Origin of the sequence: Halorubrum trueperi (assembly GCF_042662525.1) — an archaeon.
GTDB lineage: Archaea > Halobacteriota > Halobacteria > Halobacteriales > Haloferacaceae > Halorubrum > Halorubrum trueperi.
This window is the reverse complement of sequence record NZ_JBHSXI010000029.1, coordinates 1-22,664: the sequence shown is the minus strand read 5'-3', so window position 1 is coordinate 22,664 and position 22,664 is coordinate 1. Positions and strand designations below refer to the sequence as shown.

Below are 22,664 nucleotides of genomic sequence, written 5' to 3'. Positions count from 1 at the left end.
GAGCCCAATGACCGACGACATCGGCGACCCCGGCGGCGGCGACTATCCCTCCGACGGCGACGATATCGTCGCTGGCGACGATTCCACAGTCGGCGACGATTCCACAGTCGGCGACGATTCCACAGTCGGCGACGATTCCACAGTCGGCGACGATTCCACAGTCGGCGACGATTCCACAGTCGGCGACGATCTCTCAGCCGAGGCCAACGCTCTCGGCGACCTCTCGCTCGATCGCTTTCACGAGGCGCTCGAAGCCGAAGAGCGTCCGATCGCGACCGCCAGCGAGGTCGCTCGACGGCTCGGAACCACGCAGGCGACCGCTCGCGACGCGCTCGCGGCTCTCGTCGACCGCGGCGACGTCGACCGGCTTGACGTCGAGAGCGACCCGGTCGTCTTCTACCCGACCGACTGGGGTCGGCTGGCGACCCGCGAACGCGTCGTCACCTTCCCGACCCGCCGCGAGATCATGGTCGATCGCCCGACGCAGTACACCAGGGCGCGGCTCTCGCAGTTCGCGCACCTCGTCGACACCACCGGCACCGAGCCCGGCACCCGCGGCTACCTCTATCGAATCCGCCAGGAGGACGTGTGGGCCGCGCCGTTCGACGACGCCGACGGCCTGATCGCGGGCCTCCGATCCGTGCTCCCGCGGCGGTACGAGCACCTCGAAGACTGGATCCGCGATCAGTGGCGTCGCGCGCATCGCTTCCGGTTGTACACCCACGAGGACGACTACGTCGTGCTTTCGGCCGCTTCCGAGAGCCTGATGGGCAATGTCGCCGACCAGCACCTCGACGACGACCACCTCCGCGCGCCGATCTCCGAGACGGAAGCGTGGGTCAACGCGGACGCCGTCGCAGAGGTAAAACGCACCCTCTACGATGCCGGCTACCCGGTCGAAGACGACCGCGATCTCGACGTCGGCGACCCGGTCGACGTCGACCTCACGACGGACCTTCGTCCGTACCAAGAGACGTGGGTCGAGACCTTCCTCGAACGCCGCTCCGGCGTGTACGTCGGACCGCCGGGATCGGGCAAGACCGTCGCCGCCATCGCGACGATCGCGGCGGTCGGCGGCGAGACCCTGATCCTCGTTCCCTCCCGCGAACTGGCCGGTCAGTGGCGCGAAGAGCTTCTGGAGCACTCGACTATCGACCCCGCGGACGTGGGCCTGTACCACGGGGGCACGAAGGAGATCCGCCCGGTGACGATCGCGACCTATCAGATCGCCGGGATGGACCGCCACCGGAGCCTCTTCGATTCCCGAAAGTGGGGGCTGATCTGTTTCGACGAGGCACATCACATCACGAGCCCCGTCTACTCACGAACCGCCGAACTCCAGAGCAAACACCGCCTCGGCCTCTCGGCGACGCCCGTTCGCGAGACCGGCAGCGAAGAGGAGATCTACACCCTGATCGGGCAGCCGATCGGCGCGGACTGGGACGAACTGTTCGAAGCCGGCTTCGTTCAGGAGCCCGAGGTCGAGATCTGGTACGTCCCGTGGCGCGACGAGATGGCACGGAACGAGTACGCGAGCGCCGACGGTCGCGAGCGACGCCGTCTCGCGGCCGAGAACCCGGCGAAGATCGAGGAGATTCGTCACCTGCTCGCCGCCCATCGAGACAAGAAGGCGCTGGTCTTCATCGAGTTCCTCGATCAGGGCGCGGCGATCGCCGACGCGCTCGACGTTCCCTTCATCAGCGGCGAGACGCCCCATTACGAGCGCGCAGAGCTGTTCCGGCGGTTCCGCCAAGACGATGGCGGCGGCCGGAGCGCTGACAACGACGAAACCACCGGAATCGGAGACGACGAGATCGACACCCTGGTCGTCTCTCGCGTCGGCGACGAGGGGATCGATCTCCCGAACGCCGAGGTCGCGATCGTCGCGAGCGGACTCGGCGGGTCGCGCCGGCAGGGTTCCCAGCGCGCCGGTCGAACCATGCGTCCGACCGGTTCGGCGCTCGTGTACGTCCTCGCCACGCGCGGGTCGAGCGAGGAGGAGTTCGCCCAGCGACAGATGCGGCACCTCGCGCGGAAGGGGGTGCGAGTGCGCGAGACGAACGTCGCGGAATAGCAACGTTCCTCGAAAGATAGCGACTTTCCTCGAAAGGTAACGACTACCCCGGAAAGATAGCGACTACCCCCGAAGCCTTCAACACCCGCTCCGTCGACCACTCGATATGGGTACGGACGAGTCTCCGAACCGAGCGAGCCCGGCGGCTTCAGACCGGTCGGACGACGGCGAGTCACGACCGCCGACGGTCGCCGAGGCGGTCGTCGACTGCCTGCTCGACCGAGGGATCGATACGGTCTTCGGAATTCCCGGAAAGCAGACGCTCCCGCTCAATCGCGCGCTCGCCGATCGCGACGCGCGGTTCGTCGTCGCGCGCCACGAGACCGCAGTCACGCATCAGGCGTGGGGGTACGCCGAGACGAGCGCACCCGGGGAGATGGCGGCGACTGTCGTCGTCCCCGGCCCGGGCGACATGAACGCGATGAACGGGCTGAAGAACGCCCTCAACGACGCCGTCCCGCTCCTCCACCTCGCCGTCGAAACCGAGCGCGACGTGCGCGGCGGTGACGGGATCCACGAGACGCCGCCGGAGACGTACGACACCGTCGTCAAAGAGAACGTCCTCGTCGATTCACCGGCGGGCGCGGTTCCGGCCGTCGCGGAGGCGATCAGGGTCGCTCGCGAAGCGCCACAGGGGCCGGTAAGGGTCGGGATTCCGAAGGACGTCCTCGCGGGTCAGACGCCGCAACCGTCGGTCGGAGTTCGGGAACCGACCCCGCCGCCGGAACCGCCGGACGACGCCGTCGCTGACTCCGCAGAGCGTCTCTCTGCTGCCGACGAACCCGTGATCCTCGCCGGCGGGGGCGTCCGCCGCGCCGGCGCGAGCGACGCCCTCCGCGCGGTGGCCGAGCGGCTCGATGCGCCAATCGCGACGACTTATAAGGGAAAGGGAACGATTCCGGAGACGCATCCCCTCTCGGCGGGCGTGCTCTGCGGCGGATCGAGCACGGAGCTCCGCGACCTGCTCGCCGGCGCTGACTGCGGGCTCGTCGTCGGCTCGGACCTCGACGCGGTCGCGACCGCGACGTGGTCGGTCGAGCTTCCGGAGACACTGGTCCACGTCACGCTCGACGGCGACGACATCGGTTTCGGCTACGAGACCGATCTCGGGATCGTCGCCGACGCGGATCGGTTCCTGCGCGCGCTCGACGACCGGCTCGGAGCGACGATCTGCTCGGAGGCGACACCAACTCGAACGGGAGCCGACCGCGCCGCGGCGGTCAGGTCTGCGGACCGAAAGCGGTTCGAGGCGCTGGCGACCGGTGCCGCCGGAGCGGACGCCGGCGCGCCGCTCCGATCGGTCGAGACCCTCCGAACGGGCCAATCCCTCCGATCGGTCGAGGCCCTGCGGGCGGTCCGCGAGGCGCTCCCGGAGGATTCGGTGGTCGCCGTCGACGCGGGCGGGTTCAGACTATGGACGCTCGTCTCGTTCCCGGCAACTGGCCCGTCTTCGTACGTCAATCCGGGTTCGTGGGCGACCATGGGGACCGGCGTCCCGTCTGCGATCGGGGCGAAACTGGCGAACCCCGGCCGCGACGTGGTGGCGCTCACCGGCGACGGCGGGCTCATGATGTGCGTTCACGAGCTACACACCCTCGCCGCGGAGGGAATAGACGTCACCGTGGTGGCGTTCAACAACGACGACTACGCCATCATCAGCGAGGAGGCCTCTCGGTCGTACGACTTTCCGGAGAGAGCGTACGGCTGGGACGACGCCAGAATCGACCTCGTCGCCGTCGCGTCCGGGATGGGGATCCGCGCCGAGCGAGTTGCCGACCGCGGCGCTGTCGTCGATGCCGTCGAACGGGCTCGAGCCCGCGACGGCCCGACGCTCGTCGAAGTCGTCACCGATCCGACCGAGCCGCAGGCGAGCGAGTGGATGACTCGACAGCGGTGAGCGACTCGACACCGATGAGCAAACGGACTGACCATGTGCGCCCCGACCGGCCGTGAGCGTTACCTCCCTTCGTCGTGAACGCCGGACATGACCAACGCGAACGATGTCGCGGTCGGGGTCGTCGGCCTCGGCGGGATCGGACGCCACCACGCGAGAAAACTCGTCGAACGCGGAGCGAATCTCGTCGGCGGGATGGACATCGACGTCGACGCGCGCCGCCGATTCAGCGAGGAGTTCGACGTCCGCGCGTACGCGGACGAGGACGACTTGCACGATCGGTGCGACGCCGTTCTGATCGCGACGCCGAACGCCTTTCACGAGGAGTACGCCGTCTCAGCACTCGACGCCGGTCTCGACGTCCTAGTGGAGAAGCCGCTCGCGCACACGGTCGAGAGTGCGGAGCGGATCGCCGAGGCCGCCTGCGACGCCGAGGGGTTCTGTACGGTCGGATTCAACAACCGCTTCGCGGAGCCGGTGCGAGTGTTAAAACGGTATCAGGCCGAGGGCCGGTTCGGCGAGACGACCCACGTCGAGGCGAACTACGTCCGGCGACGCGGCGTCCCCGGCCGCGGCTCGTGGTTCACGTCGAGCGCTGTCGCCGGCGGCGGTGCGCTCATCGACATCGGCGTGCACGCGATCGATCTCGCGCTGCACTTCCTCGATCACCCCGAGGTCGTCGAGGTGTCCGGGGAGACGCGCGCCGAGTTCGGCGGCCGCGACGACTACGCGTACCTCCACATGTGGGGCGAGGACGCCGGCGCGGCGGGGTTCGACGTCGACGACTCCGCCTCGGCGTTCATCCGCGACGCGGACGGTAACACGGTCTCGCTGGAGGTTGCGTGGGCGACGAACCGTCCGGCGACCGACGAGTTCGTGATCCGCGGCACCGAGGCGGGCGCGACCTACGACCGCGGCAGCGGCGAGCTCACGCTCCACGAGGCGGCGGCCTCCGACGGCGACGGCCATCACCTCTCGGACGCCGCGATCGAAACTCGGGAGGGCGACAGTCACGCCGCGGAACTGGCGAGCTTCTTGCAGGCGGTAGCCGCGGGCGAGGCACCCGAGCTCAACACGGTCGATGAGGCGCTCTCGGTCCAGCGCGTCGTCGACGCGATATACCGGTCCTCGGCGGCCGGCCAGGCCGTCCGCCTGGACTGACGGCTGTCCGAGCGTATCCGAACCTATTCGGTCCTCCGGTCCCTCCTCTGAGCCAACTCGTGACACGCGACGCTGCCCCGACGCCGCCCTCCGAACGCATCGTCAGCCTCGACGCGCTCAGAGGCTTCGCTCTCCTCGGGATCTTCGTCATCAATATCTGGGTGTTCGCGATGCCGGAGGCGACGCTCATCAACCCGACCGCGTACGGTGACTTCACCGGCGCGAACTACTGGGCGTGGTTCGTCGGCCACGTGTTCGGCCAATCGAAGCTCATCACGCTGTTCTCCGCGCTGTTCGGCGCGGGGATCCTGCTGTTCGTCGAGAGCAAAGAGGAGAAGGGTCAGCCGGCGGTTCGGCTCCACTACCGGCGGACCGCGATCCTCATCGTTATCGGGCTGTTGCACTCGTACCTGCTGTGGTACGGCGACATCCTCGTCGCGTACGGGCTCACGGGACTGTTCCTCGTCACGCTCCGCGATCTAGAGGCGAAACAGCTCGCGGGACTCGCCGGGATCTTCCTCCTCTTCGTCCCGTCGATGGAACTGTTCGCCGCGGTCACCCTCGGCGGAGAGGCGATCGCGAGCCAGTGGGCGCCCGCGGAGGCGGCGATCCGCCAGGAGGTCGCGACGTACCGCGGCGGTTGGTTCGAACAGCTCGATCACCGCGTCTCTTCCTCGTTCCAGCGACAGACGACCGGCTTCATCGGATCGAGCTTCTGGCGCATCGGCGGGGTGATGCTCCTCGGGATGGCGCTGTACCGGTGGGGGGCTCTGACGGGCGAGCGGTCGACCCGCTTCTACCGTGGACTCATCGCCGTGGGCGTGGTCGGCGTCGGCATCGTCGTCGCCGGCGTCGCCTACATCGAGGCCAACGACTGGAGCGCCGACGCCGCGCTGTTCTGGCTGCAGTTCAACTACGTCGGGAGCCTCCTCGTCGCCGGAGGGTACCTCGGGATCGTCACCCTCTACGTACGCCGGCGTCCCGACGGGCCGGTGACGATCGCCCTCGCCGCGGTCGGGCGCACCGCCTTTACGAACTACCTGCTCCAGACGGTCATCGCGACGACGATATTCTACGGCCACGGGTTCGGACTGTTCGGCTCCGTGAGTCGCGTCGAGCAGTACGGAATCGTCGTCGTAGTGTGGACGGTGCAGATCGCTCTGTCTGTGCTTTGGCTGCGGTCCTACCGGTTCGGCCCTGTCGAGTGGGTCTGGCGGACGCTCACCTACGGGGAGCGCCAGCCGATGCGGAAGACGGAGTAGACGAAAGACGGAGTAGACGAAAGACGGAGTAGACGAAAGACGGAGTAGTGCGAGGGTCACCGCACCGGCGCTCACCACACCGGTGCCAACAGCAACGTGACCGCGACGGAGATGAAGACGAGCTTCAGCGCCGTGTTGACGGCGATGACCTTCGTGCCGAACTCGGCTCCCCAGATTCCGTACTGGAAGGGGATCGATCGCCGGAACGTCGAGACGGCGAACGAGAGGATCCCGCCGATGAGCAGCGTCGCGACCGCGGTCCGAGTGGTGAACGTGCCGGCATCGACGCCGGCGATCGTCACGGCCCCGGCGGTGGTGTCGAGGGTGTAGACCGCGATGACGGGGACCGCGGCACCGGGAAGCCCGAGCACGCCGGTGATCGGCTCCGCGACGCCAGTCAGCGCCTCGACGTCGTAGGTGGTGACGAACGCAATGACGAGCGTGTACACGAGCGCGAGCCGAGGGACGATCCGGCGGAGCGTCGACCACGACGTGGCTCCGGCCTCCCGAACGCGCTCCCGGCCGGTGCGGTCGTCTCCCTCGGGTCCGGTCGCGTCGATCGCGGCGAGCGCCTCGCGGTTCACGTTGCGCTCGGAGAGCAGGACGCCGCCGGCGAGGACCCCAGTGACCGTGATCGCCAACGCGATCCCCGCCCGCGCCGAGACGTAGACGATCCCGGTCTCGACGCCGAGGATCGGGATCAACACCGGAATGTAGTACGTGAACACGTGCTGGACGAATCCGAAGAACGTGTTGATGACCACGGCGACGAGCGTCGCGCGGTCGTCGAGTAATCCCGACTCGCGGTACTCCGCGAGCGTGGCGTATCCCGCCGTGGTCGACGCCGCGGTCGTGAGGATGGCCGTCCCAACCTCGTCGGGGAGGTTGGCCGGTCGCGTGAGTCTCCCCGAGAGTCCGGCGACGTACCGGATCAGCCCGAACGCGACGGCGAGGTTCGCGGCGAAGACGCCGATCGCAATGAACGCGGCGATCCGTGCGAGCCGCGGGGCCACGTCGGCGAGCAGCGAGACGACTTCGGCGGCGACCGATTGCACTATCGGGCGTACGCGATGGCGGACCTAATGAGCATCGAAACGTGAGGCGCGGAGGTGTGGGAGGCGCGGGAGGTACGGAGGCGCGGGAGACGAGCACTCGACGCGAGCGCGCGGATCGGTCGAACCGCGCGGGGCTTATGGGGACCGCCGCCGAACTCCCGACGATGGCACCCGCGGAGGACGACATCTCGATAGAGGAGAAGCGCGTGTACGCCGGAGCGGCGGGCCGAACCGACGCGTACGTCGCGACCGGCGGCGGCGTCGTTCGGGTGTCGCTCTCGGCCGACAAGGTCGGCGCGTTCGACATGGTCGCGCGCGAACCGGCCCGCGATATCGCCGTCCTCCCCCGAAAAGAGAACCCGGATCTGATCGGAGCGGCGACGGCGGACGGCCTTCTCGTCGCCGCCGTCGGCGACGATCCCGAATTCGAGCCATTCGATAGCGGTACGGAGGGATCCGACCGGATCGGTGCCGAGCCGGCCGTCGCGGTCGGGGCCTGCGACGGCGCGTTCCTCGTCGCCGGCGAGGACGGGGGGATCGACCGAATCGCCGTCGGTGATGCAACAGCAATGCCAGGCGATTCGTCCGAGGATTCGACCGCGACGCGGATCGGAACCGTCCGCGATCCGCGCGCCATCGACGGCCCCCTCGTCGCCGCCGCGGACGGGGTGTACCGGATCGTCGAGTCCGACGGGATCGGATCGGATCTCGAGCTCTCGGCGGTCGGTCTCGACGACGCGCGCGACGTCGCGGGGGCGGGGATGCCCCTCGCGGCGACCGCGTCGGGGCTCTACTGGCTCGGCAACGGTTGGATGACGGCGCGTTCGGGTGACGCCGCGGCGGTCGCCGCCGACGGCGACGGCCACGCGATGGCGGTCGTCGACGGCGACCTGCTCGTCCACCCGGAGGACGCCGTCGAATGGGAGACCGACACGTGGCGTGCGGCCGAGCTCCCGGTCGACGAGGAGCCGACCGCGCTCGGCTACGGCCCCGGTGTCTCGGTCGCAGTCACGGCCGCCGGAACCCTCTGCGTCGACGCCGGCGACGGCTGGCGACACCAAGTGGTCGGCGTTCGAGAGGTCGAAGGAGTCGCGCTCGCAGTCGTGGAGTGACGACGTACGGCTCGGCCGTTTACTTATAAGTGATCGTTCCCGGCGCGATGACCACTTCCAAAGCTCCAGCCGCTCGTTTATAAATCGGTGCTGATTCCGGATCGCCGGTGAACACTTCCAACGCCCCAGCCGGCGGCAGAGCCGCCGGCGACTGCCCCTTTGAATCCCACCCCGTACAGCACCGCACCTCACGCCTCCCCAGCCTCGCGGCTCACTTCGTTCGCCGCGTCCCTCGCGGTCTCCTCGCGCCCTGCGGCCGCTCGGAGGCGCGCCACCGCACAGCACCGCGCCGCTCATTTATAAGTAATCGCCGCGAACGGGAGTCCTACGGTCTCGGAAGCTGGATCTCCTCGCCGTCGGCGTACACGGTCGGGTTCCGGAGGATCCCGTCGAGGTGGATCGGGGCGTCGGTCTCGCCGCCGATACCGGCGTCGTCGCCGATCGCGACGTGGACCGTCCCGGCCGCCTTCTCGTCGAGGAGGACCGAGCCGACGAGGTCGTCGACGCCGACGTTAGTCCCGATTCCCAGTTCCGCGAGGTTGTACGCGTCTTCGCCGACGGACTCCGCGGCGGTCTCGACGTCGGCGCGGACCGCGTCGTCGTCGATGGACGTGACGAACCCGTCCTCGACCTCGAACGTCAGCTCCTGGCCCGCCTCGAGCAGCCCGTGAGGCATCATCGTTCCGTCGACGACGTAGGTGCCGGTCGCAGTCGAGGGCGAGACGAACACCTCGCCGGCCGGCAGGTTCGAGAAGTCGCCGGGTTCGTGGACCATCCCCGTGTCAGTGAGCCACTCGCGGTCGCCGATCCGGAAGGTGATGTCGGTGCCCTCCGGCGAAGTCACCCGAACCTCGTCCGCACTGTTCACCTGCTTGAGCACGTCGTCGCAGGCGGCGTCGATGGCGGCGTAGTCTGCGTCGAGCCCGGTCGTGAACACGTCTTCGGTGATCCCGGGCAGGGTCGCGCCGCGCGCGCCGGCGTCGCAGGCGGCCCCGCGAGCGCGGGTGTGACTCAGGCTCTTCGTCGTGGGCGCGAGGAAGACGTCGCTCTCGGCCATCGCCGCCGCGACCGGAGCCGGCGGCTCGGTTCCGTGCTGAGGTGCGGGCGGGTATCGGAGGATCGTCGCGTCGTCCGTGCGCGCGGCCGCCGCCGCGTACAGCGCCTCGCCGATCGACGCCCGATCGTCGTCGGTGACGATCACGACAGACTCGCCCGGCGCGACGCTCAGGCACTGATCCACGGCGGTCTCGGCTGCCTCTGAAAGCGCTGTCGACATGGACGAGTATCGGCGGCCGCGGGCGTTAGGCCTTGCCATCGACACTATATACTCTATTTCGTAACTCAGTTACAAGCTTCGGTCCAATGAATAAACCGACCGATTACTCGCGCCGTAGTTAATTTCTTATCAAATGTCTCGAAAACATTATGCGGATCCCCGGTGGAGGTAGGAGCATGACACGCGTGGGCGTCAACGGGTACGGCACGATCGGCAAGCGGGTCGCGGACGCGGTCGCGGCCCAGCCGGACATGGAGCTCGTCGGCGTAACGAAGGCGAGCCCGAACTACGGTGCCGAAGCCGCGATCCGACGCGGCTACGACCTGTACGCCGCGATCGACGACAGAGTCGACGAGTTCGAAACGGCCGGACTGACTCCGTCGGGAACGCTCGACGATCTCCTCCGCGCCGTCGACGTCATCGTGGACTGCGCACCGTCGGGAATCGGCGCGCGCAACCGCGCGATCTACGCCTCGCACGATACGCCGGCGATCTATCAGGGCGGGGAGGACGCGGACGTCGCCGACGCCTCGTTCAACGCTCGCGCGAGCGGCGACGTCGGCGACGCCGACTCCCTCAGGGTCGTTTCCTGTAACTCGACCGGACTCTCGCGGCTCCTCGCACCGCTCGACGAGGCGTACGGCGTCGAAAAGGCCCGCGTGACGCTCGTTCGTCGCGGCGGCGACCCGAGCGAGACCGATCGCGGCCCGATAAACGACGTGGTCCCCGACCCGGCGACGGTTCCCTCCCACCACGGCCCGGACGTGAACACCGTCCTGCCGAACGTCGCCGTCGACACCGCGGCGCTCAAGGCCCCGGTCACCGCGATGCACACCCACAGCGTCAACGTGACGCTGGAGACCGAGCCGTCAACCGCCACTGTCCGCCGGCTCCTCGGAGACGAGACCCGCCTGTTCTTGATCCCCGAAGTCGCGAACATCGACGGTGCCGGGGCGCTCAAAGACTACGCGGCCGACGTGGGTCGCCCCCGGGGAGACCTCTGGGAGAACTGCGTCTGGGAGGAGTCCATCAGCGTTCAGGGACGGGACCTATACCTGTTCCAAAACGTCCACCAGGAGGCGGACGTCGTGCCGGAGAACATCGACGCGATCCGCGCGCTCACGACCGACATCCCCCGGGAGGAGTCAGTCGCGCTGACGAACGAGACGCTCGGTATCGGCCTCGACAGCCTGCTTGCCGACGGCGGAACCGTCCGCGATCCGGTCGCTGCGGACGACTGACGGCGAGACAATTGCTTTCGTTTACTCTTCCGGCGTAGTCACGAGGTACGTCTTCCCGCCGCGGCGTTCGAGGTGCACCTCGCTTCCGCGGACGCGGTTCATCCGCATTCTGTCGGCGATTCGATCCGTTCGGCAGTCGGTGACGTCGACGCGCGTCGGTGTCGCGTACCGCGGACGGTCGTGGCTGATCGCGCTCATACCATCGACTGCGACCGGAGCGCCCCTATAACCGAGCCATCCGCGGAGTGAAAGTGAAAGTGGACGCGTCGACTCCGGAGGATATCGATTCTCTTCGGGACTATCGTCCGAGCCTGCCGGTACGTACCGGAGCTATCGGCGGAGGCCGGCCTCTTCGTCGCCCTCGACGAACCGCACGGTGAAGTAATCGTATCCCCCGTATGCGGCGTCGAGCGCGCCCAGCCACCAGTTCCATCGCTCGACGACGGACGATCCGTCGGGGGCGTCGCTGAGGTGCTCGATCACCCCGGGAACGGTGAGACCGTGGCCCCGATCGCGCGAGGGCTGGCCGGAGTCGGCGAGGTCGCGAGCCGCCCGGGCGACGGCTCGCCGCTCCGCTGCGGTTCCCCCGAATGCCTCGTCGAGCGCCGCTTCCAAGCGCTGTCGGTCCATGTGCGAACTACGGGGGCCGAGTATTTGAGTCGCGTGGTAGATGATACCAAATGTGCGGCGGACGTATCGTGTCCTGCGAGAAGCGATTGCGTCTCGATTGCGTCTCGAACTCATAGCCGCGCAGCGAGCGCGAGAAAGAGCGCGCTGAACGGAGCGGTTAAAAGCGCCAACAGCACTCCCGCTGCCTGCTCGCCGGCTGCGATCGCCATCGCGATCCCGACGAGGAGCGACGATGACCCGAGAAGGGCGAGGACGATCCGTTCGCCGGTGCTCGCCCGGTCGGGACCGTCGCTTCGCGCGAGCACGTCGGCGAGAGCCGCCTCGACTTCGTCGGCGAGCCGATTCGGGATGAACAGCCACGGAGTCGAGCGGTACCACGCGTTTCCGCGGTACGCGAGCAGAAACAGCGTCGTCTCGGTCGGGAAGAGATCTATCCGGCGAATTCGGATCGCGGATCCGAGATCGTCCGTCCGAGTCCGGTCGTGGGTGCGGTACGTCCGCTCTACCGCTTCCGCCGCCGGGACGAGTCTGACATCGGTCCCTCGCGATCCCGCGAGCGTCGGCAAGAACACGAGCAGCGGGAGGAAAAGTGGGGCAATTCCGGAGAACACGGACGACGGAACCGGTGACGGTCCGACCGAAGCGGCCGCGAACGCCGCCGCGACCCCCGCGCCGGCGAACGTCCAGCCGATCCGAAATCGGGCGGGGTTGAACGAGTAGTCGCCGAACTGCGACCGCAGCTCGCTCCGACGCTCGGGCGACGTTCGGTCGTACGCCACGAGCCAGTACAGCACCGACATCGGGCCGCCGACGAGGAGAACGACGAACACCGCCCACGTCGACGAAGGCGTGATGGTGCCGTCGAGCAGCGAGGCCCCGAACGCGACCGCGATCACGACCAGCGTCGCGAGGACACCGCCCGCCGCGGTCACCGCGAGGCCGAGCGCGAGCGAACGCATGCGAGGAAATTCGATCGGCCCCCACTCGATCGGTGGCCGCGCGTCGACCGAGGGACTCGAATCGGCCTGCGGGCTCGGATCGGCCTGCGGGCTCGGATCGGTCGGCTGACTCGCGTCGGTCGAACCACCGTCGGTCGACGCGTGACGTCCGGAGGGCATGACCGCCGATTGGTGCGAGGTCATCTTAAATTACGGTCGAGTCGCGGAAGCGACCGCAGAAACCGGACACCGCCGCACGGATCGTCGCCGAGTTACGACGGCGGCGATTATTTATTCGGTCCCGACCTACGAAATCATATGACTGACTGGCACGCCGTAGGCTACGGATTCGTCGTGATGCTGATCGCCGGACTGCTCGCGTCGTTCGTCCCGATCGTCGGCCACGTCGGCGCGGGACTGATCGGCGGGTTCGTCGCCGGGTACGTCGCCGGCGGCGGACTGGGGTCCGGTCTGTGGCACGGGCTGCTGGCGGGATCTATCAGCGGACTTGTTCTCACGGTGCTCCTCGCCGCTTTCGGCAGTCTCCTCGGTCTCGTCGGCGGCCCGATCGGGAGCGTAGTCGGGGGAGCCGGCGTGCTGGTCGTCGGACTCTTCGTGACGTTCCTGTTCGCGCTCGATTCGGCGCTCGCGGGCGCGATAGGCGGCGTGCTCGGCGACTGATTTCGAGTAACGTGTCGGAGTCGTGTCGAGGGCGTCGTAGTACGATATATCAATTCTCACTCCCAATCGCACTCACTCCCAATCGCACTCACTCCCAATCGCACTCACTCCCAATCGCACTCACTCCCAATTTCACTCTCGGTCGAGATACTCCTGTTGAACCGCGACGACCTCCGCGGAGTCATCGCACTCGGCGTACCGCCGGAGCGGTTCCTCGTTGAGGTCTAAGAACGTCTCGCCCCAGGTGAACTTCGCCATGATCCGCTCGGCGTGATCGGGCTCGCCGAGGATCACGAGCGCGGCCGCGAACGCCTCGACGGTTGTGAGCCGCATCGGCCGACCGAAGTTCACGGGGTTGCCCGCGACGAGATACGGCAGAGCGCGGTGCTCACCCGGCAGGCTGAACATCTTCTCTCCGGCGGATTCCCACGAGCAGTCGAGCGCGACGAGCGCGGTTTCCGCTGCCATGTCGGCGTCTACGGTCGAGAGCGCCCGCTCTGCGTGGGGATTGAGGACGACGCCGTACGGCGTCTGGCGGTCCGAGCGATGGAGCTTGGCGAGGTCGAACCGCGCGAGCTTCCGGGCCGTGCACTTGTCGGGGTCGTCGTCGCCCTCGTACCTGACGTGGAGGTCCACAGTACGAGATTGGGTGAGGCAGCTATAAGTCGTGTGGCCTGTCTGGGAAGACCGGTATCGCCGGTCAGTGATACTCGCGACAGGTGTCGCAGAGGCTCCAACCGACCGCGCATCGAACGTTGCTGTCGGCGGCGTGGTGAGCTCCACCGGATCCTTAGCCGATCGTGATAAATCGTTGTCGGCGCGGTGAACACTCACAACGGTCAAGCAGCGACGAGCTCGCGGTTTCATCGCCGGCGGCTCCGCTGCCGGCTGCCAGAGGCGCTTCGCGCCTCGCTGCCGCCCGTTACGAGGGATTCCTTCGATCGCGCTCGCGACACGCCCGACTCGCTGTCGTTCGAAGATCGTGGATTCTCTGGCGGCCGGCGGGGGTCTGCAACGCTCACTCCCGCAATCGATCGAGGAAGTGCTGTCAACGATCGGCGGTTTCAGTTGTCGCGTCGCGGTAGGCCCACAGGTGTCCGCGGCCGTCGGGGAGGTCGATCGGGCGGTACGTTCGCAGGAGCGTCCGACCGTCAGCGAGATCGAGCGGTTCGTCCTCGACCGGGGATCGCTCCGCGAGAATCGCTTCGATGCGATCGACGAACCCGTCGGGGTCGGCGAACAGGTCGCTCATCTCGGCGGCGAACCGCTTGCAATCCAACCCACGGGCGTCCTCCGGATCGCCCGGTAGACAGAAGATGTCGTAGAGCCGCTCGTTCGCCCGGATGACCCGTCTGTCGGCGTCCTCGACGAGCATCCCGACCGGGAGCGTGTCGAGAACCGTCGATAACACGGCGTTCGTCCGCTCGATCTCGCGCTTCCGCTCCTCCTCCTCGGTGATGTCCTCGAACTGCGAGAAGACGCGGATCACCTCGTCATCGCCGTCCGTCACCACCTGGTTGTGCCACGCGCAGCGGATCCGCTGCCCGTCGCGCCGAACGTTGGCGTTGACGCTCCGGTAGCCTCCCTTATCGGACATGAGGTGGCGTTCGAGCTCCGCGACATGCCGGTGCATGTCCTCGGGAACGAACGGGAGCCACGTCCCGTCCACCAGTTCGGACGCCGAGTAGCCGAGTATCTCCTCCGCGGCGGGGTTCACTCGGACGATTCGAAAGGTGTCGTCGTACTCGATGGTACCGAGCGGGGACTGCTCGATGAACAGGGAGAGCCGTTCTTGACTCGCCGCCAGCGCCGCCCGCGAGCGGTGCTGGTCGACCGCGTTTCGGATCCGGTTCGCGAGCACTGTGTACTGATCGGTCCCCGGCTGCTTTTGGATGTAGTCTGTGACACCGGCCGAGATCGCCTCGCTGGCGATCTCCTCAGAGCCCTTCCCGGTGAACAGGACGAACGGGACCTCCGACCCGCTCTCGCGGACGCGGTCGAGAAACTCCAGGCCGTTCGTCCCCGGCATCTCGTAGTCGCTGACGACACAGTCGATCGGCTCCGTCTCTAGCGCGCCGAGCGCCGCATCGACGTCGGTCTCGGACCTGACGTCGAACGCGTCGTCGAGCCGCTCGAGGTACGTCGCGACGAGGTCGAGAAAGCTCGGATCGTCGTCGACGTGGAGAACGCGAACGGGCGACTCGCGACCGTCACGCGACCGGTGAAGCGAGCCCGTCAGCCGGTGAGGCGAGCCCGTCATTTCGAATGACTACCACAACCTCGCGGATATACGTTCGGGTGACCTCCGCTGCCGAGACCGGAGATCTGCGCGTGACGGCCGTCCTGATCTCGTGCGCTCGCGTCGTCGGGAGCGTCTACGCTGCGCCGGCGACACCCTCTGCCGCACCCTCTTTCGCCGCACCGTCGCCAGCCAATGTCGCGTCGGCTGCCCGATCGCCGTCCGTGGACGTGGCGGCGCGGAACAGGCCGACGAGCGCGACGAAGACGAGGACGGCTCCCTCTGCGCGGGCGACCCGGTGCACCCATTCTCGGGGCTCGGCGTCGCCCGCGTTCCGGTACGCGACCCGGGTCCACGCCCGCACGACCGCACGGGGGACCACGGCCTCGATCAGTCCAACGATGCCGGCGACGAGCAGCAGGAATGCCTTCATACCCGTTCTTCGGCAGGCGTGAACAAAAGCGATGCGCCGAGGTCGTCGCGGCCGCCGGCTCCCTTCTCACCCCGGTCGACGCCCCTCACGCCGGCTCGGACGCGTCGAGGTACCGTCGACAGGTCGTCGCCGCCCACTCTCGAACGGCCGGTGCGTCCGACCACAGAAGGGCGGCGAGACCCTCACCGTCGAACAGCCCGACGATCGCCCGATCGCCGACGAGGAGGATCCCGACCGGCGAATCGCCGCCGTGAAGGTACGGATCGACCCCGCGAGCCGAGAGCACGGTTCGGAGCGCGACGCCGGACCCCCCGGCCAGACGCTCTCCGGCCCGTCCCGTGAAGACGAGCCGGACCTCGTCGCCGCCCTCGACGATATCGTCGCGAGTCATCCGCCGGGCGAGCGACGCCTCGACGCGGGGGACGACTCCGACGATCGAGTCGCCCCCAGCAACGACGTCCGCGATCCGATCCGCCGGCCCCGGGTCGTCCCCGCGCTCGACGACCGCGACCGATCCGTCGAGCGCTGCGAACGCGTCGGGGTCGTTCCCCGCGCCGATCGCTTCCGCGAGGAGCGTCCGGAGAAGCGCGCCGGGAGCGCCGCCGTCGGAGGTTTCACGGGTGTCGGCATCGCTTCCGGCGTCCCGTTCGCCGTCACCCATCGGCACCCTCCAGTTCCGGACGTGGTGGGCGCTTTCCGGCACTGAGTCGCGCGTCCCGCTCCGTCATACGGGTTCTCCGGACCCTCGGAGCGTAAACCCCACGGGGATGGCGGGCGGAGTGGACGCATGGTGAGTGGAGACGGATCGGACAAAACGGGGAGCGCGGGAGACACAGGTGGGCCGGCAGAAACGACCGAAGCGGACGAGGGTGGGCCGATCGAGGAAACCCTCGGCGAACTGCTCGCCGATCGCGAGGCGACGCTCGCGGTCGCGGAGTCGCTGACGGGCGGGCTCGTCGGCTCGCGGGTGACGGACGTGCCGGGAGCGAGCGCGTACTTCGATCGGGGGTTCGTCACGTACGCGTACGACGCCAAGCGCGAGCTGCTCGGGGTGTCCCGCGAATCGCTCGACGCCGAGGGGGCAGTGAGCGCGACGGTCGCGGAGCAGATGGCGGCGGGAGCGCGGGACCGCGCGGACGCGACGTGGGCGGTCTCGACGACCGGCGTCGCGGGACCCGGCGGCGGCACCGCCGAGAAGCCCGTCGGACTCGTGTACGTCGGCGTGGCGTACGCAGCGCCGTGGGGGACTCGGGACTCGTTCGTCCGGAGCGAGCGGGTCGTCCTCGACGACGATCGCGGGACGATAAAACGCAAGGCGGCCGACGCCGCGTTGGAGGCGCTCGTTCGAGCGATCCGAGAAGTCGACGCCGAGGCGTAGTCGGTCGCGGGCGGCCGCGACTTCCTGAGAGACGAGCGAACTCGAGAACCGCGCGAGCGTTTATCCACACGGTCCGCGTACGCAACGGTATGGTCGAACGCGTGCTGGTGCCGATGGACGACTCCGAGCTGTCCGAACGAGCGCTGCGGTACGCGCTCGACGTTCACCGGGACGCCGACGTGACGGTGTTACACGTCGTCGGCGAGCCCTCGCGGATGATGGGTGCGGCGACGGGGATCGCCCTCTCCGAGGACCGCGAGGAAACGATTCGCGAGCTCTCGGCGGACGTGTTGGACCGCGCCCGCGAAATCGCCGCGGAGTACGACGCGACCGTCGACGCAGAGATCGAGGTCGGATCGCCGGCCCGTCGGATCCTCGACCGAGCGGAGGCGTTCGACGCGATCGTGATGGGGACTCACGGCGGCTCGCTCGCCGATCGGCTGCTCGTCGGAAACGTGGCGAAGACGGTGTTCCAGCGGTCGCCGGTCCCGGTCACCGTCGTGCGCTGAGTTGCTCTCCGCTCTTCCACCATCTCCGCTCACTCGATGTAGGCGTGCCCGACGACCGCGACGAGCAGCGCCCCGACGACGATCCACGCGAACGGCTCGGCTGCGAGAAGCCGGATCGGTCGGGTGACGGACTCGTCGAAGCCGAACAGGACCCCGGCGGCCAGCGCACCGGCGAGCACGAGCCCGGCGACGACAGCGGCGACTCCGAGCAGCGCGGCGTCCGTCCGATCCATACCGCGGATCCGCGCGGGGCACGGATAAGCAATTCTCCGTCAGGGCTCGACGCGGGCCGCCTCCCACAGCGTCGCCAGCGTCGGCTCGTCCGCGGCCGCGACGTACAGCGGCCCCTCCCGGCGGATCGCCGCACCGGCCTCGGACGCGAACAGCTCGGTGACGGCCCGCTCCTCCTCGTCCGGGTGGAACTGCGCGATCCCCTGTATCCGTCCGCGGGCGAACAATCCGGAGTGGACCGTCGGTGCCCAGCTGGGGATCACCCGCTTGACCGTCTCGCGCAGCGATCCACGGATCGCGTCGGATCGGCGGGCGAGGTCGGGGTCGCGCGGCACGTCACGGCCGACTATCGTGGCGACCGTGGCGGCCGGAATCCCCACGTCGCCGGCGGCGGTCACCGGCTCGCACTCGTACCGGACGCCGTCGTCCCGGCGCGCGACGTACGTCTCGTCGGTCGCCGGCTGATACACCGCCGCCAGCAGGGGCTCGCCATCGCGTAGGACCGCCACCGACGAGGCGAACGTCGGCAGCCCCGCGGCGAAGTCGTTGGTGCCGTCGAGCGGGTCGACGATCCAGCGGTAGGGCTCGCTGCCGGGGAACTCGCCCGCCTCTTCGGCGAACACGGCGTGGTCGGGGAACGACCGCCGGACGAGCGGGAGCATCCGCGCTTCGGCGGCCTCGTCGGCCGCGGCCTTCACGTCGTGAGCACCGTACTCGGCGTCGTCGTCGCCGTCGCGGTAGCGGTCGCGAAGCTCCGCGCCGGCGGCCAATACGGCCGCGCGGGCGACCGACTCCATGGCTTCGAGATCGTCTCTCTCCATAGCCTCGAAATCGTCAACCCTGTCGAGATCGGGACCCGTCACGACCGGGCGATTCAGCCGGAGTTCGCAAAAGCGTACTGGTGGAACGATCTGGTGAAGACTAACCTGTAGAAAAGCATCGGTCGCCTGGGAACGTCGCTCTCGGCGTGTCCTTCCCCGACAGCTACTCGCCGGATCCCGGCGTGTCCGCGTCCGCCATCCGGCGCTCGTACTTCGCGAGCGACCGATCGAGCGCGTCGCCAGCGTCGACGTCCAGCGAGTCGGCGATCGCGAGGAGTGCGAAGAGCACGTCACCGATCTCGTCGTCGTCGACGTCGATTCGTCCCGGATGCGCCCCGTATTCCGTCGATTCCGCCGCGTCTTTTGCCACCTCGCCGACCTCCGAAACGAGGTCGAGGAGGCGGTACTCGGGCGGAGTCTCCAGTCCATGCTCGTCGACGAACGTGGCCACGCGCTGTTGTTCGTCCATGTCGATCTCGTCCATGTCGACCACCTCGCGGAGGTCGACCGAAAATCTGGTGGTCGATTCGACTACCGCGGCCGTCACTCTCGGTGTCGTCACTCTCGATGTCGTCGTCCTCGACGTCGTCGCCCAGCCACCCTCATCACCCCCCATCGTCGACGTGTTTTTGTACGTTCGGCGTGGGGGATAGGTCAACACGATGCCACGCGAACAGTACCAGACGAAACTGGAGGGGCTGCGCGACGACGTGCTCTACATGAGCGAGGTCGTCGCCGAACGGCTCCGGATGGGCCTCGACGCCTTGGAGCAGCAGGACAGCGAGCTGGGCGAAGAGGTCATCATTGGCGACGACGAGATCAACGACCTGTACCTCGAATTGGAGGGTCAGTGTACGGACCTCATCGCGCTCCAGCAGCCGGTGGCGGGCGATCTGCGGTTCATCGCCGCTTCGTTCAAGATCATCACCGACCTCGAACGGATCGCCGACCTCGCGACGAACCTCGGCGGGTACGCCAAGCAGGCCGATCAGGAGGTGTTCCCCGACGTCGACGTTCAGCGCATCGGCGACGACACGCTCGCGATGCTCGACGAGGCGATGGCCGCGTACGCGGAGTCAGATCCGGAGCGCTGTTACGCGGTCGCCGAGGCCGACGACGACGTCGACGCCGCCTGTGAGGCAGCGAGCGACCTCGTCGTGCGCGATCTCATCGAGCGCGACGACCTCCGCGCCGAATCGGACGTCGAAGGAACGATGCAGAACGTCTCCCGACTCCTCCTGACCATCCGCGACCTCGAACGCGTCGGCGACCACGCGGTCAACATCGCCGCGCGCTCCCTCTACATGATCGAGAACGACGACGAACTGCTGTACTGACCGACCGCACTCCCGCACCCACCGAGATCGCGGTCGATTCGATCCCACCGAGATCGCGGTCGATCCCGACGGCTACATACGCGGGCCGCGACAGGGCGAGGTATGAGCACGCACACTGCGGAAATCGACGTCAGGTTCCGCGACATCGACGCGATGGGACACGTCAACAACGCCGTGTACGCGACGTACGTCGAGCAGGCTCGGACCCTGTACTTCCGCGACGTTCTCGACGCCGACATTTCGCGCGTCTCGACTGTATTGGCGTCGCTGTCGCTCGACTTCCGTCGATCCGTCGAACTGACCGACGGGACGGTGACGGTGACGAGCGACGTCGCCGAGATCGGCCGATCCAGCGTCACCATGACCCACGAAGTCCGTGCGGACGGCGACGTCGCCGCCGAGGCGGAGGCGACGCTCGTCAGCCTCGATCCCGACACGGAAACGCCGACACCAATACCGAAGGACTACCGATCCGCGATGGAGACGTACCACGGGCTCTGACGGGCGCGAACGACCCTTCCCGTCGGTGTGTTCTCCGTCGAACGCGGCGTCAACCGTGCGCTCCACTTCGCCCGTGACACCACACCCAGGAGATCTCACCCGGGAGATCCCACTTGCGACACCCCACCTGCGACACCACACCTGCGACACCACACCTGCGACACCCCACTTGCGACACCTCACCTTCTTGCCTGCGCGCGCCGTTCGGGTCGGTATGACCGTTCGACTGTACGCCCTCGACGGGTGTCCGTGGTGCGAGAAGGTGTCAGGCGCGCTCGACGACGCGGGCGTCGAGTACGAGACCGAGTGGGTCGACGCGCTCCACTCCGATCGGAATGAGGTGAAGCGGATCAGCGGACAGCGCGGCGTCCCCGTCCTGATCGACGACGAGCGCGGAGTGACCATGGCGGAGAGCGCGAACATCCTCGAATACGTCGCAGCCACCCTCGCATGACGATATACACCGGACGGGGAGACGAGGGCGACACCGATCTCCGGGACATGAGCCGCGTTTCGAAGGCCAGCCCTCGGATCGAGGCGTACGGCACCGTCGACGAGGCGAACGCGTTGATCGGAACGATTCGGCCGACCGGTCACGACGACCTCGACGACCTCTTGGAGACGGTGCAAAACCATCTCCACGTGGTCCAGGCCGACCTGGCGAACCCGGAGCCCGCTCCCGACGACCCACAGGTGGCACCCGAGCACGTCGAGACGCTCGAAGACCGAATCGACGCGCTGGACGACGAACTGGAGCCCCTTCGATCGTTCATCCTCCCGGGCGGCGGCCAGGCCGGAGCTCGGCTCCACCACGCCCGGACCGTGACCCGGCGGGCCGAGCGCCGGGCGGTCGAGCTCGCGCGGTCAGAGCCGATCAACGAGACAGTCGTCACTTACCTCAATCGCCTCTCGGATCTGCTGTTCACGCTCGGGCGCGTCGCGAACGCGCGCGACGACGAGCCGGAGGAGTCGCCTTCGTACTGAGCCGACTCCGCCGATCAATTCTGTCCTCGGTTCGCGGCCACAAAGAATATATTCGTCCTTCGCCAAAGGGCAGATATGAGCAAACACTTCGAAGACGCACGGTATTACCTCAGTCGCGCGGCCGAACACGCGAAGGCTGGCGTGAAGGAGGAATTGGAGCCGCTCGAAGCTCGCGTGAAAGCGCTCGTCGGCGGCGACGATGGTGAGGAGCCCGAACCCACGCGACTGGACCGGATCCAAGCGGATTTAAAGGCGATCGAAGAGCGCGCCGAAGGCGAGGCTCGCGAGGCGGTGGCTTCGGCCCGAGCGCGCGTGAAGGAGTACCGCGGTCACGACGCTGCCGAGGAGTAGTCGAGCTGGTGGCCCCACTCGCACCATCGGATGTCGGTGCAACCGATCGCGCGAACCCGTTCACAAAGTAACCCTTAAGTCGCGAGGTCGGATACCTCGACATAAGCGGGTTGGTGGTCTAGCCAGGTTATGACGGCTCCTTCACACGGAGCAGGTCGGCGGTTCGAATCCGCCCCAACCCATACGCGGTCCGTACGGATCCTAACACAGAGAATCTTCTACGTTCAGGCTCTGTAACCGTGGCGAGCTTAGCAGCATATAATAGTAATTGGCTCTGTTGAAATCCGCTTTTTCAGACATATTCTCTTCTGAAATAGCCGGTCGCTGAACGGGATTGCCTGATCGATTTCGGGAGTGGGGATCGCAGGCCGCCGCGGGTGACGTGGTATATAAAAGGAGTGAGCGGGGGCGGCGACGACTGCTTCTAAATGAACGTGGCGGTGCGGTGGCGTCGCCGGCGGCTCTGCCGCCGGCTGCAAGCGAGAGCTTTGCTCTCGCCCTGTGCGCCGGTGAGCGGCCGACAGGCCGCGAACAGCGAGGGACCGGAGGTCCCTCT

Annotated in this window: 27 protein-coding genes and 1 tRNA gene; 16 read left to right on the top strand and 12 right to left on the bottom strand. The window is 67.7% G+C overall.

Translation table 11 applies throughout. The annotated features are described in order from the left end of the window. The first annotated feature begins 7 nt into the window (after positions 1 to 7). The 4 genes from ACFQEY_RS18395 to ACFQEY_RS18380 all read left to right on the top strand — a co-directional run bounded on the left by ACFQEY_RS18395 (position 8) and on the right by ACFQEY_RS18380 (position 6,391). A complete protein-coding gene (locus ACFQEY_RS18395) occupies positions 8 to 2,074 on the top strand; it encodes a DEAD/DEAH box helicase family protein (RefSeq protein ID WP_379771407.1) in 2,067 nt (688 codons plus the stop codon). A gap of 106 nt (positions 2,075 to 2,180) precedes the next feature. Further along, positions 2,181 to 3,971, top strand: coding sequence for a thiamine pyrophosphate-binding protein (locus ACFQEY_RS18390; RefSeq protein ID WP_379771404.1), 1,791 nt, complete (start codon positions 2,181 to 2,183; stop codon positions 3,969 to 3,971). A gap of 87 nt (positions 3,972 to 4,058) precedes the next feature. Continuing rightward, positions 4,059 to 5,129, top strand: coding sequence for a Gfo/Idh/MocA family protein (locus tag ACFQEY_RS18385; RefSeq protein ID WP_379771402.1), 1,071 nt, complete (start codon positions 4,059 to 4,061; stop codon positions 5,127 to 5,129). A gap of 59 nt (positions 5,130 to 5,188) precedes the next feature. Beyond that, positions 5,189 to 6,391 carry a DUF418 domain-containing protein gene (locus ACFQEY_RS18380; protein WP_379771400.1) on the top strand — a complete coding sequence of 401 codons (1,203 nt, stop codon included), beginning with the start codon at positions 5,189 to 5,191 and terminating at the stop codon, positions 6,389 to 6,391. 71 nt (positions 6,392 to 6,462) lie between these two features. Here the strand turns inward: ACFQEY_RS18380 and ACFQEY_RS18375 are convergent, their stop codons facing one another. Continuing rightward, complete coding sequence (locus tag ACFQEY_RS18375) at positions 6,463 to 7,446, bottom strand: nucleoside recognition protein (RefSeq protein ID WP_379771398.1); 984 nt, start codon at positions 7,444 to 7,446, stop codon at positions 6,463 to 6,465. 164 nt (positions 7,447 to 7,610) lie between these two features. On the opposite strand from ACFQEY_RS18375, the gene ACFQEY_RS18370 reads away from it, so the two are divergent. Next, positions 7,611 to 8,558: an HVO_0234 family beta-propeller protein gene (locus ACFQEY_RS18370; protein WP_379771434.1), complete on the top strand. Its 948-nt coding sequence runs from the start codon at positions 7,611 to 7,613 to the stop codon at positions 8,556 to 8,558. A 325-nt stretch (positions 8,559 to 8,883) separates the two neighbouring features. On the opposite strand, the gene ACFQEY_RS18365 is transcribed toward ACFQEY_RS18370, so the two are convergent. Beyond that, a complete protein-coding gene (locus tag ACFQEY_RS18365; RefSeq protein ID WP_379771395.1) occupies positions 8,884 to 9,834 on the bottom strand; it encodes an aminopeptidase in 951 nt (316 codons plus the stop codon). Positions 9,835 to 10,010: 176 nt separating this feature from the next. Here ACFQEY_RS18365 and ACFQEY_RS18360 point away from each other — a divergent pair, with 176 nt between their 5' ends. Beyond that, complete coding sequence (locus tag ACFQEY_RS18360; protein ID WP_379771392.1) at positions 10,011 to 11,075, top strand: type II glyceraldehyde-3-phosphate dehydrogenase; 1,065 nt, start codon at positions 10,011 to 10,013, stop codon at positions 11,073 to 11,075. 21 nt (positions 11,076 to 11,096) lie between these two features. Here ACFQEY_RS18360 and ACFQEY_RS18355 read toward each other — a convergent pair whose 3' ends face one another. From ACFQEY_RS18355 to ACFQEY_RS18345, 3 genes are all read right to left on the bottom strand, one after another. Next, positions 11,097 to 11,273, bottom strand: a complete 177-nt coding sequence (locus tag ACFQEY_RS18355; protein WP_379771390.1) for a hypothetical protein — start codon at positions 11,271 to 11,273, stop codon at positions 11,097 to 11,099. Positions 11,274 to 11,405: 132 nt separating this feature from the next. Continuing rightward, complete coding sequence (locus ACFQEY_RS18350) at positions 11,406 to 11,705, bottom strand: hypothetical protein (protein WP_379771388.1); 300 nt, start codon at positions 11,703 to 11,705, stop codon at positions 11,406 to 11,408. Between the two features lie 110 nt (positions 11,706 to 11,815). Then, positions 11,816 to 12,823, bottom strand: coding sequence for a hypothetical protein (locus ACFQEY_RS18345; RefSeq protein WP_379771387.1), 1,008 nt, complete (start codon positions 12,821 to 12,823; stop codon positions 11,816 to 11,818). A 138-nt stretch (positions 12,824 to 12,961) separates the two neighbouring features. Here ACFQEY_RS18345 and ACFQEY_RS18340 point away from each other — a divergent pair, with 138 nt between their 5' ends. Continuing rightward, a complete protein-coding gene (locus ACFQEY_RS18340; protein ID WP_379771385.1) occupies positions 12,962 to 13,324 on the top strand; it encodes a DUF5518 domain-containing protein in 363 nt (120 codons plus the stop codon). 132 nt (positions 13,325 to 13,456) lie between these two features. Here ACFQEY_RS18340 and ACFQEY_RS18335 read toward each other — a convergent pair whose 3' ends face one another. From ACFQEY_RS18335 to ACFQEY_RS18320, 4 genes are all read right to left on the bottom strand, one after another. Further along, positions 13,457 to 13,960, bottom strand: coding sequence for a DUF367 family protein (locus ACFQEY_RS18335; RefSeq protein WP_379771382.1), 504 nt, complete (start codon positions 13,958 to 13,960; stop codon positions 13,457 to 13,459). Positions 13,961 to 14,372: 412 nt separating this feature from the next. After that, on the bottom strand, positions 14,373 to 15,584 hold the full coding sequence (locus ACFQEY_RS18330) for a PAS domain-containing response regulator (RefSeq protein ID WP_379771379.1): 1,212 nt from the start codon (positions 15,582 to 15,584) through the stop codon (positions 14,373 to 14,375). Positions 15,585 to 15,699: 115 nt separating this feature from the next. Beyond that, positions 15,700 to 15,996 carry a hypothetical protein gene (locus tag ACFQEY_RS18325; RefSeq protein WP_379771377.1) on the bottom strand — a complete coding sequence of 99 codons (297 nt, stop codon included), beginning with the start codon at positions 15,994 to 15,996 and terminating at the stop codon, positions 15,700 to 15,702. Between the two features lie 85 nt (positions 15,997 to 16,081). Then, positions 16,082 to 16,657: a transcriptional regulator FilR1 domain-containing protein gene (locus ACFQEY_RS18320; protein WP_379771375.1), complete on the bottom strand. Its 576-nt coding sequence runs from the start codon at positions 16,655 to 16,657 to the stop codon at positions 16,082 to 16,084. 126 nt (positions 16,658 to 16,783) lie between these two features. Between ACFQEY_RS18320 and ACFQEY_RS18315 the strand changes: the two genes are divergently transcribed. Then, complete coding sequence (locus ACFQEY_RS18315) at positions 16,784 to 17,374, top strand: CinA family protein (protein ID WP_379771373.1); 591 nt, start codon at positions 16,784 to 16,786, stop codon at positions 17,372 to 17,374. 89 nt (positions 17,375 to 17,463) lie between these two features. Beyond that, a complete protein-coding gene (locus ACFQEY_RS18310; protein ID WP_379771371.1) occupies positions 17,464 to 17,883 on the top strand; it encodes a universal stress protein in 420 nt (139 codons plus the stop codon). A gap of 29 nt (positions 17,884 to 17,912) precedes the next feature. Here the strand turns inward: ACFQEY_RS18310 and ACFQEY_RS18305 are convergent, their stop codons facing one another. The 3 genes from ACFQEY_RS18305 to ACFQEY_RS18295 all read right to left on the bottom strand — a co-directional run bounded on the left by ACFQEY_RS18305 (position 17,913) and on the right by ACFQEY_RS18295 (position 19,419). Beyond that, entirely contained in the window at positions 17,913 to 18,116 is a 204-nt protein-coding gene (locus ACFQEY_RS18305) for a hypothetical protein (RefSeq protein WP_379771369.1), read from the bottom strand. Between the two features lie 39 nt (positions 18,117 to 18,155). Next, complete coding sequence (locus ACFQEY_RS18300; RefSeq protein WP_379771366.1) at positions 18,156 to 18,977, bottom strand: inositol monophosphatase family protein; 822 nt, start codon at positions 18,975 to 18,977, stop codon at positions 18,156 to 18,158. A 121-nt stretch (positions 18,978 to 19,098) separates the two neighbouring features. Next, positions 19,099 to 19,419 (bottom strand): MazG nucleotide pyrophosphohydrolase domain-containing protein, encoded by a 321-nt coding sequence (locus ACFQEY_RS18295; RefSeq protein WP_379771364.1) that lies wholly within the window; start codon positions 19,417 to 19,419, stop codon positions 19,099 to 19,101. A gap of 34 nt (positions 19,420 to 19,453) precedes the next feature. On the opposite strand from ACFQEY_RS18295, the gene ACFQEY_RS18290 reads away from it, so the two are divergent. From ACFQEY_RS18290 to ACFQEY_RS18260, 7 genes are all read left to right on the top strand, one after another. Beyond that, a complete protein-coding gene (locus ACFQEY_RS18290; RefSeq protein WP_379771362.1) occupies positions 19,454 to 19,588 on the top strand; it encodes a hypothetical protein in 135 nt (44 codons plus the stop codon). 9 nt (positions 19,589 to 19,597) lie between these two features. Further along, entirely contained in the window at positions 19,598 to 20,272 is a 675-nt protein-coding gene (phoU, locus tag ACFQEY_RS18285) for a phosphate signaling complex protein PhoU (RefSeq protein WP_379771359.1), read from the top strand. A gap of 102 nt (positions 20,273 to 20,374) precedes the next feature. After that, the gene (locus ACFQEY_RS18280) at positions 20,375 to 20,773 is read left to right on the top strand and encodes an acyl-CoA thioesterase (protein WP_379771357.1); all 399 of its coding nucleotides are present in this window, start codon (positions 20,375 to 20,377) and stop codon (positions 20,771 to 20,773) included. A 214-nt stretch (positions 20,774 to 20,987) separates the two neighbouring features. Further along, complete coding sequence (locus ACFQEY_RS18275) at positions 20,988 to 21,227, top strand: glutaredoxin family protein (RefSeq protein ID WP_379771355.1); 240 nt, start codon at positions 20,988 to 20,990, stop codon at positions 21,225 to 21,227. Beyond that, positions 21,224 to 21,757 (top strand): cob(I)yrinic acid a,c-diamide adenosyltransferase, encoded by a 534-nt coding sequence (locus ACFQEY_RS18270; protein ID WP_379771352.1) that lies wholly within the window; start codon positions 21,224 to 21,226, stop codon positions 21,755 to 21,757. The genes ACFQEY_RS18275 and ACFQEY_RS18270 overlap by 4 nt, the downstream gene beginning before the upstream one ends. A gap of 75 nt (positions 21,758 to 21,832) precedes the next feature. Further along, on the top strand, positions 21,833 to 22,108 hold the full coding sequence (locus tag ACFQEY_RS18265) for a DUF7553 family protein (RefSeq protein WP_379771350.1): 276 nt from the start codon (positions 21,833 to 21,835) through the stop codon (positions 22,106 to 22,108). Positions 22,109 to 22,215: 107 nt separating this feature from the next. Then, a tRNA-Val gene (locus ACFQEY_RS18260) sits at positions 22,216 to 22,290 on the top strand. Positions 22,291 to 22,664 lie beyond the last annotated feature (374 nt).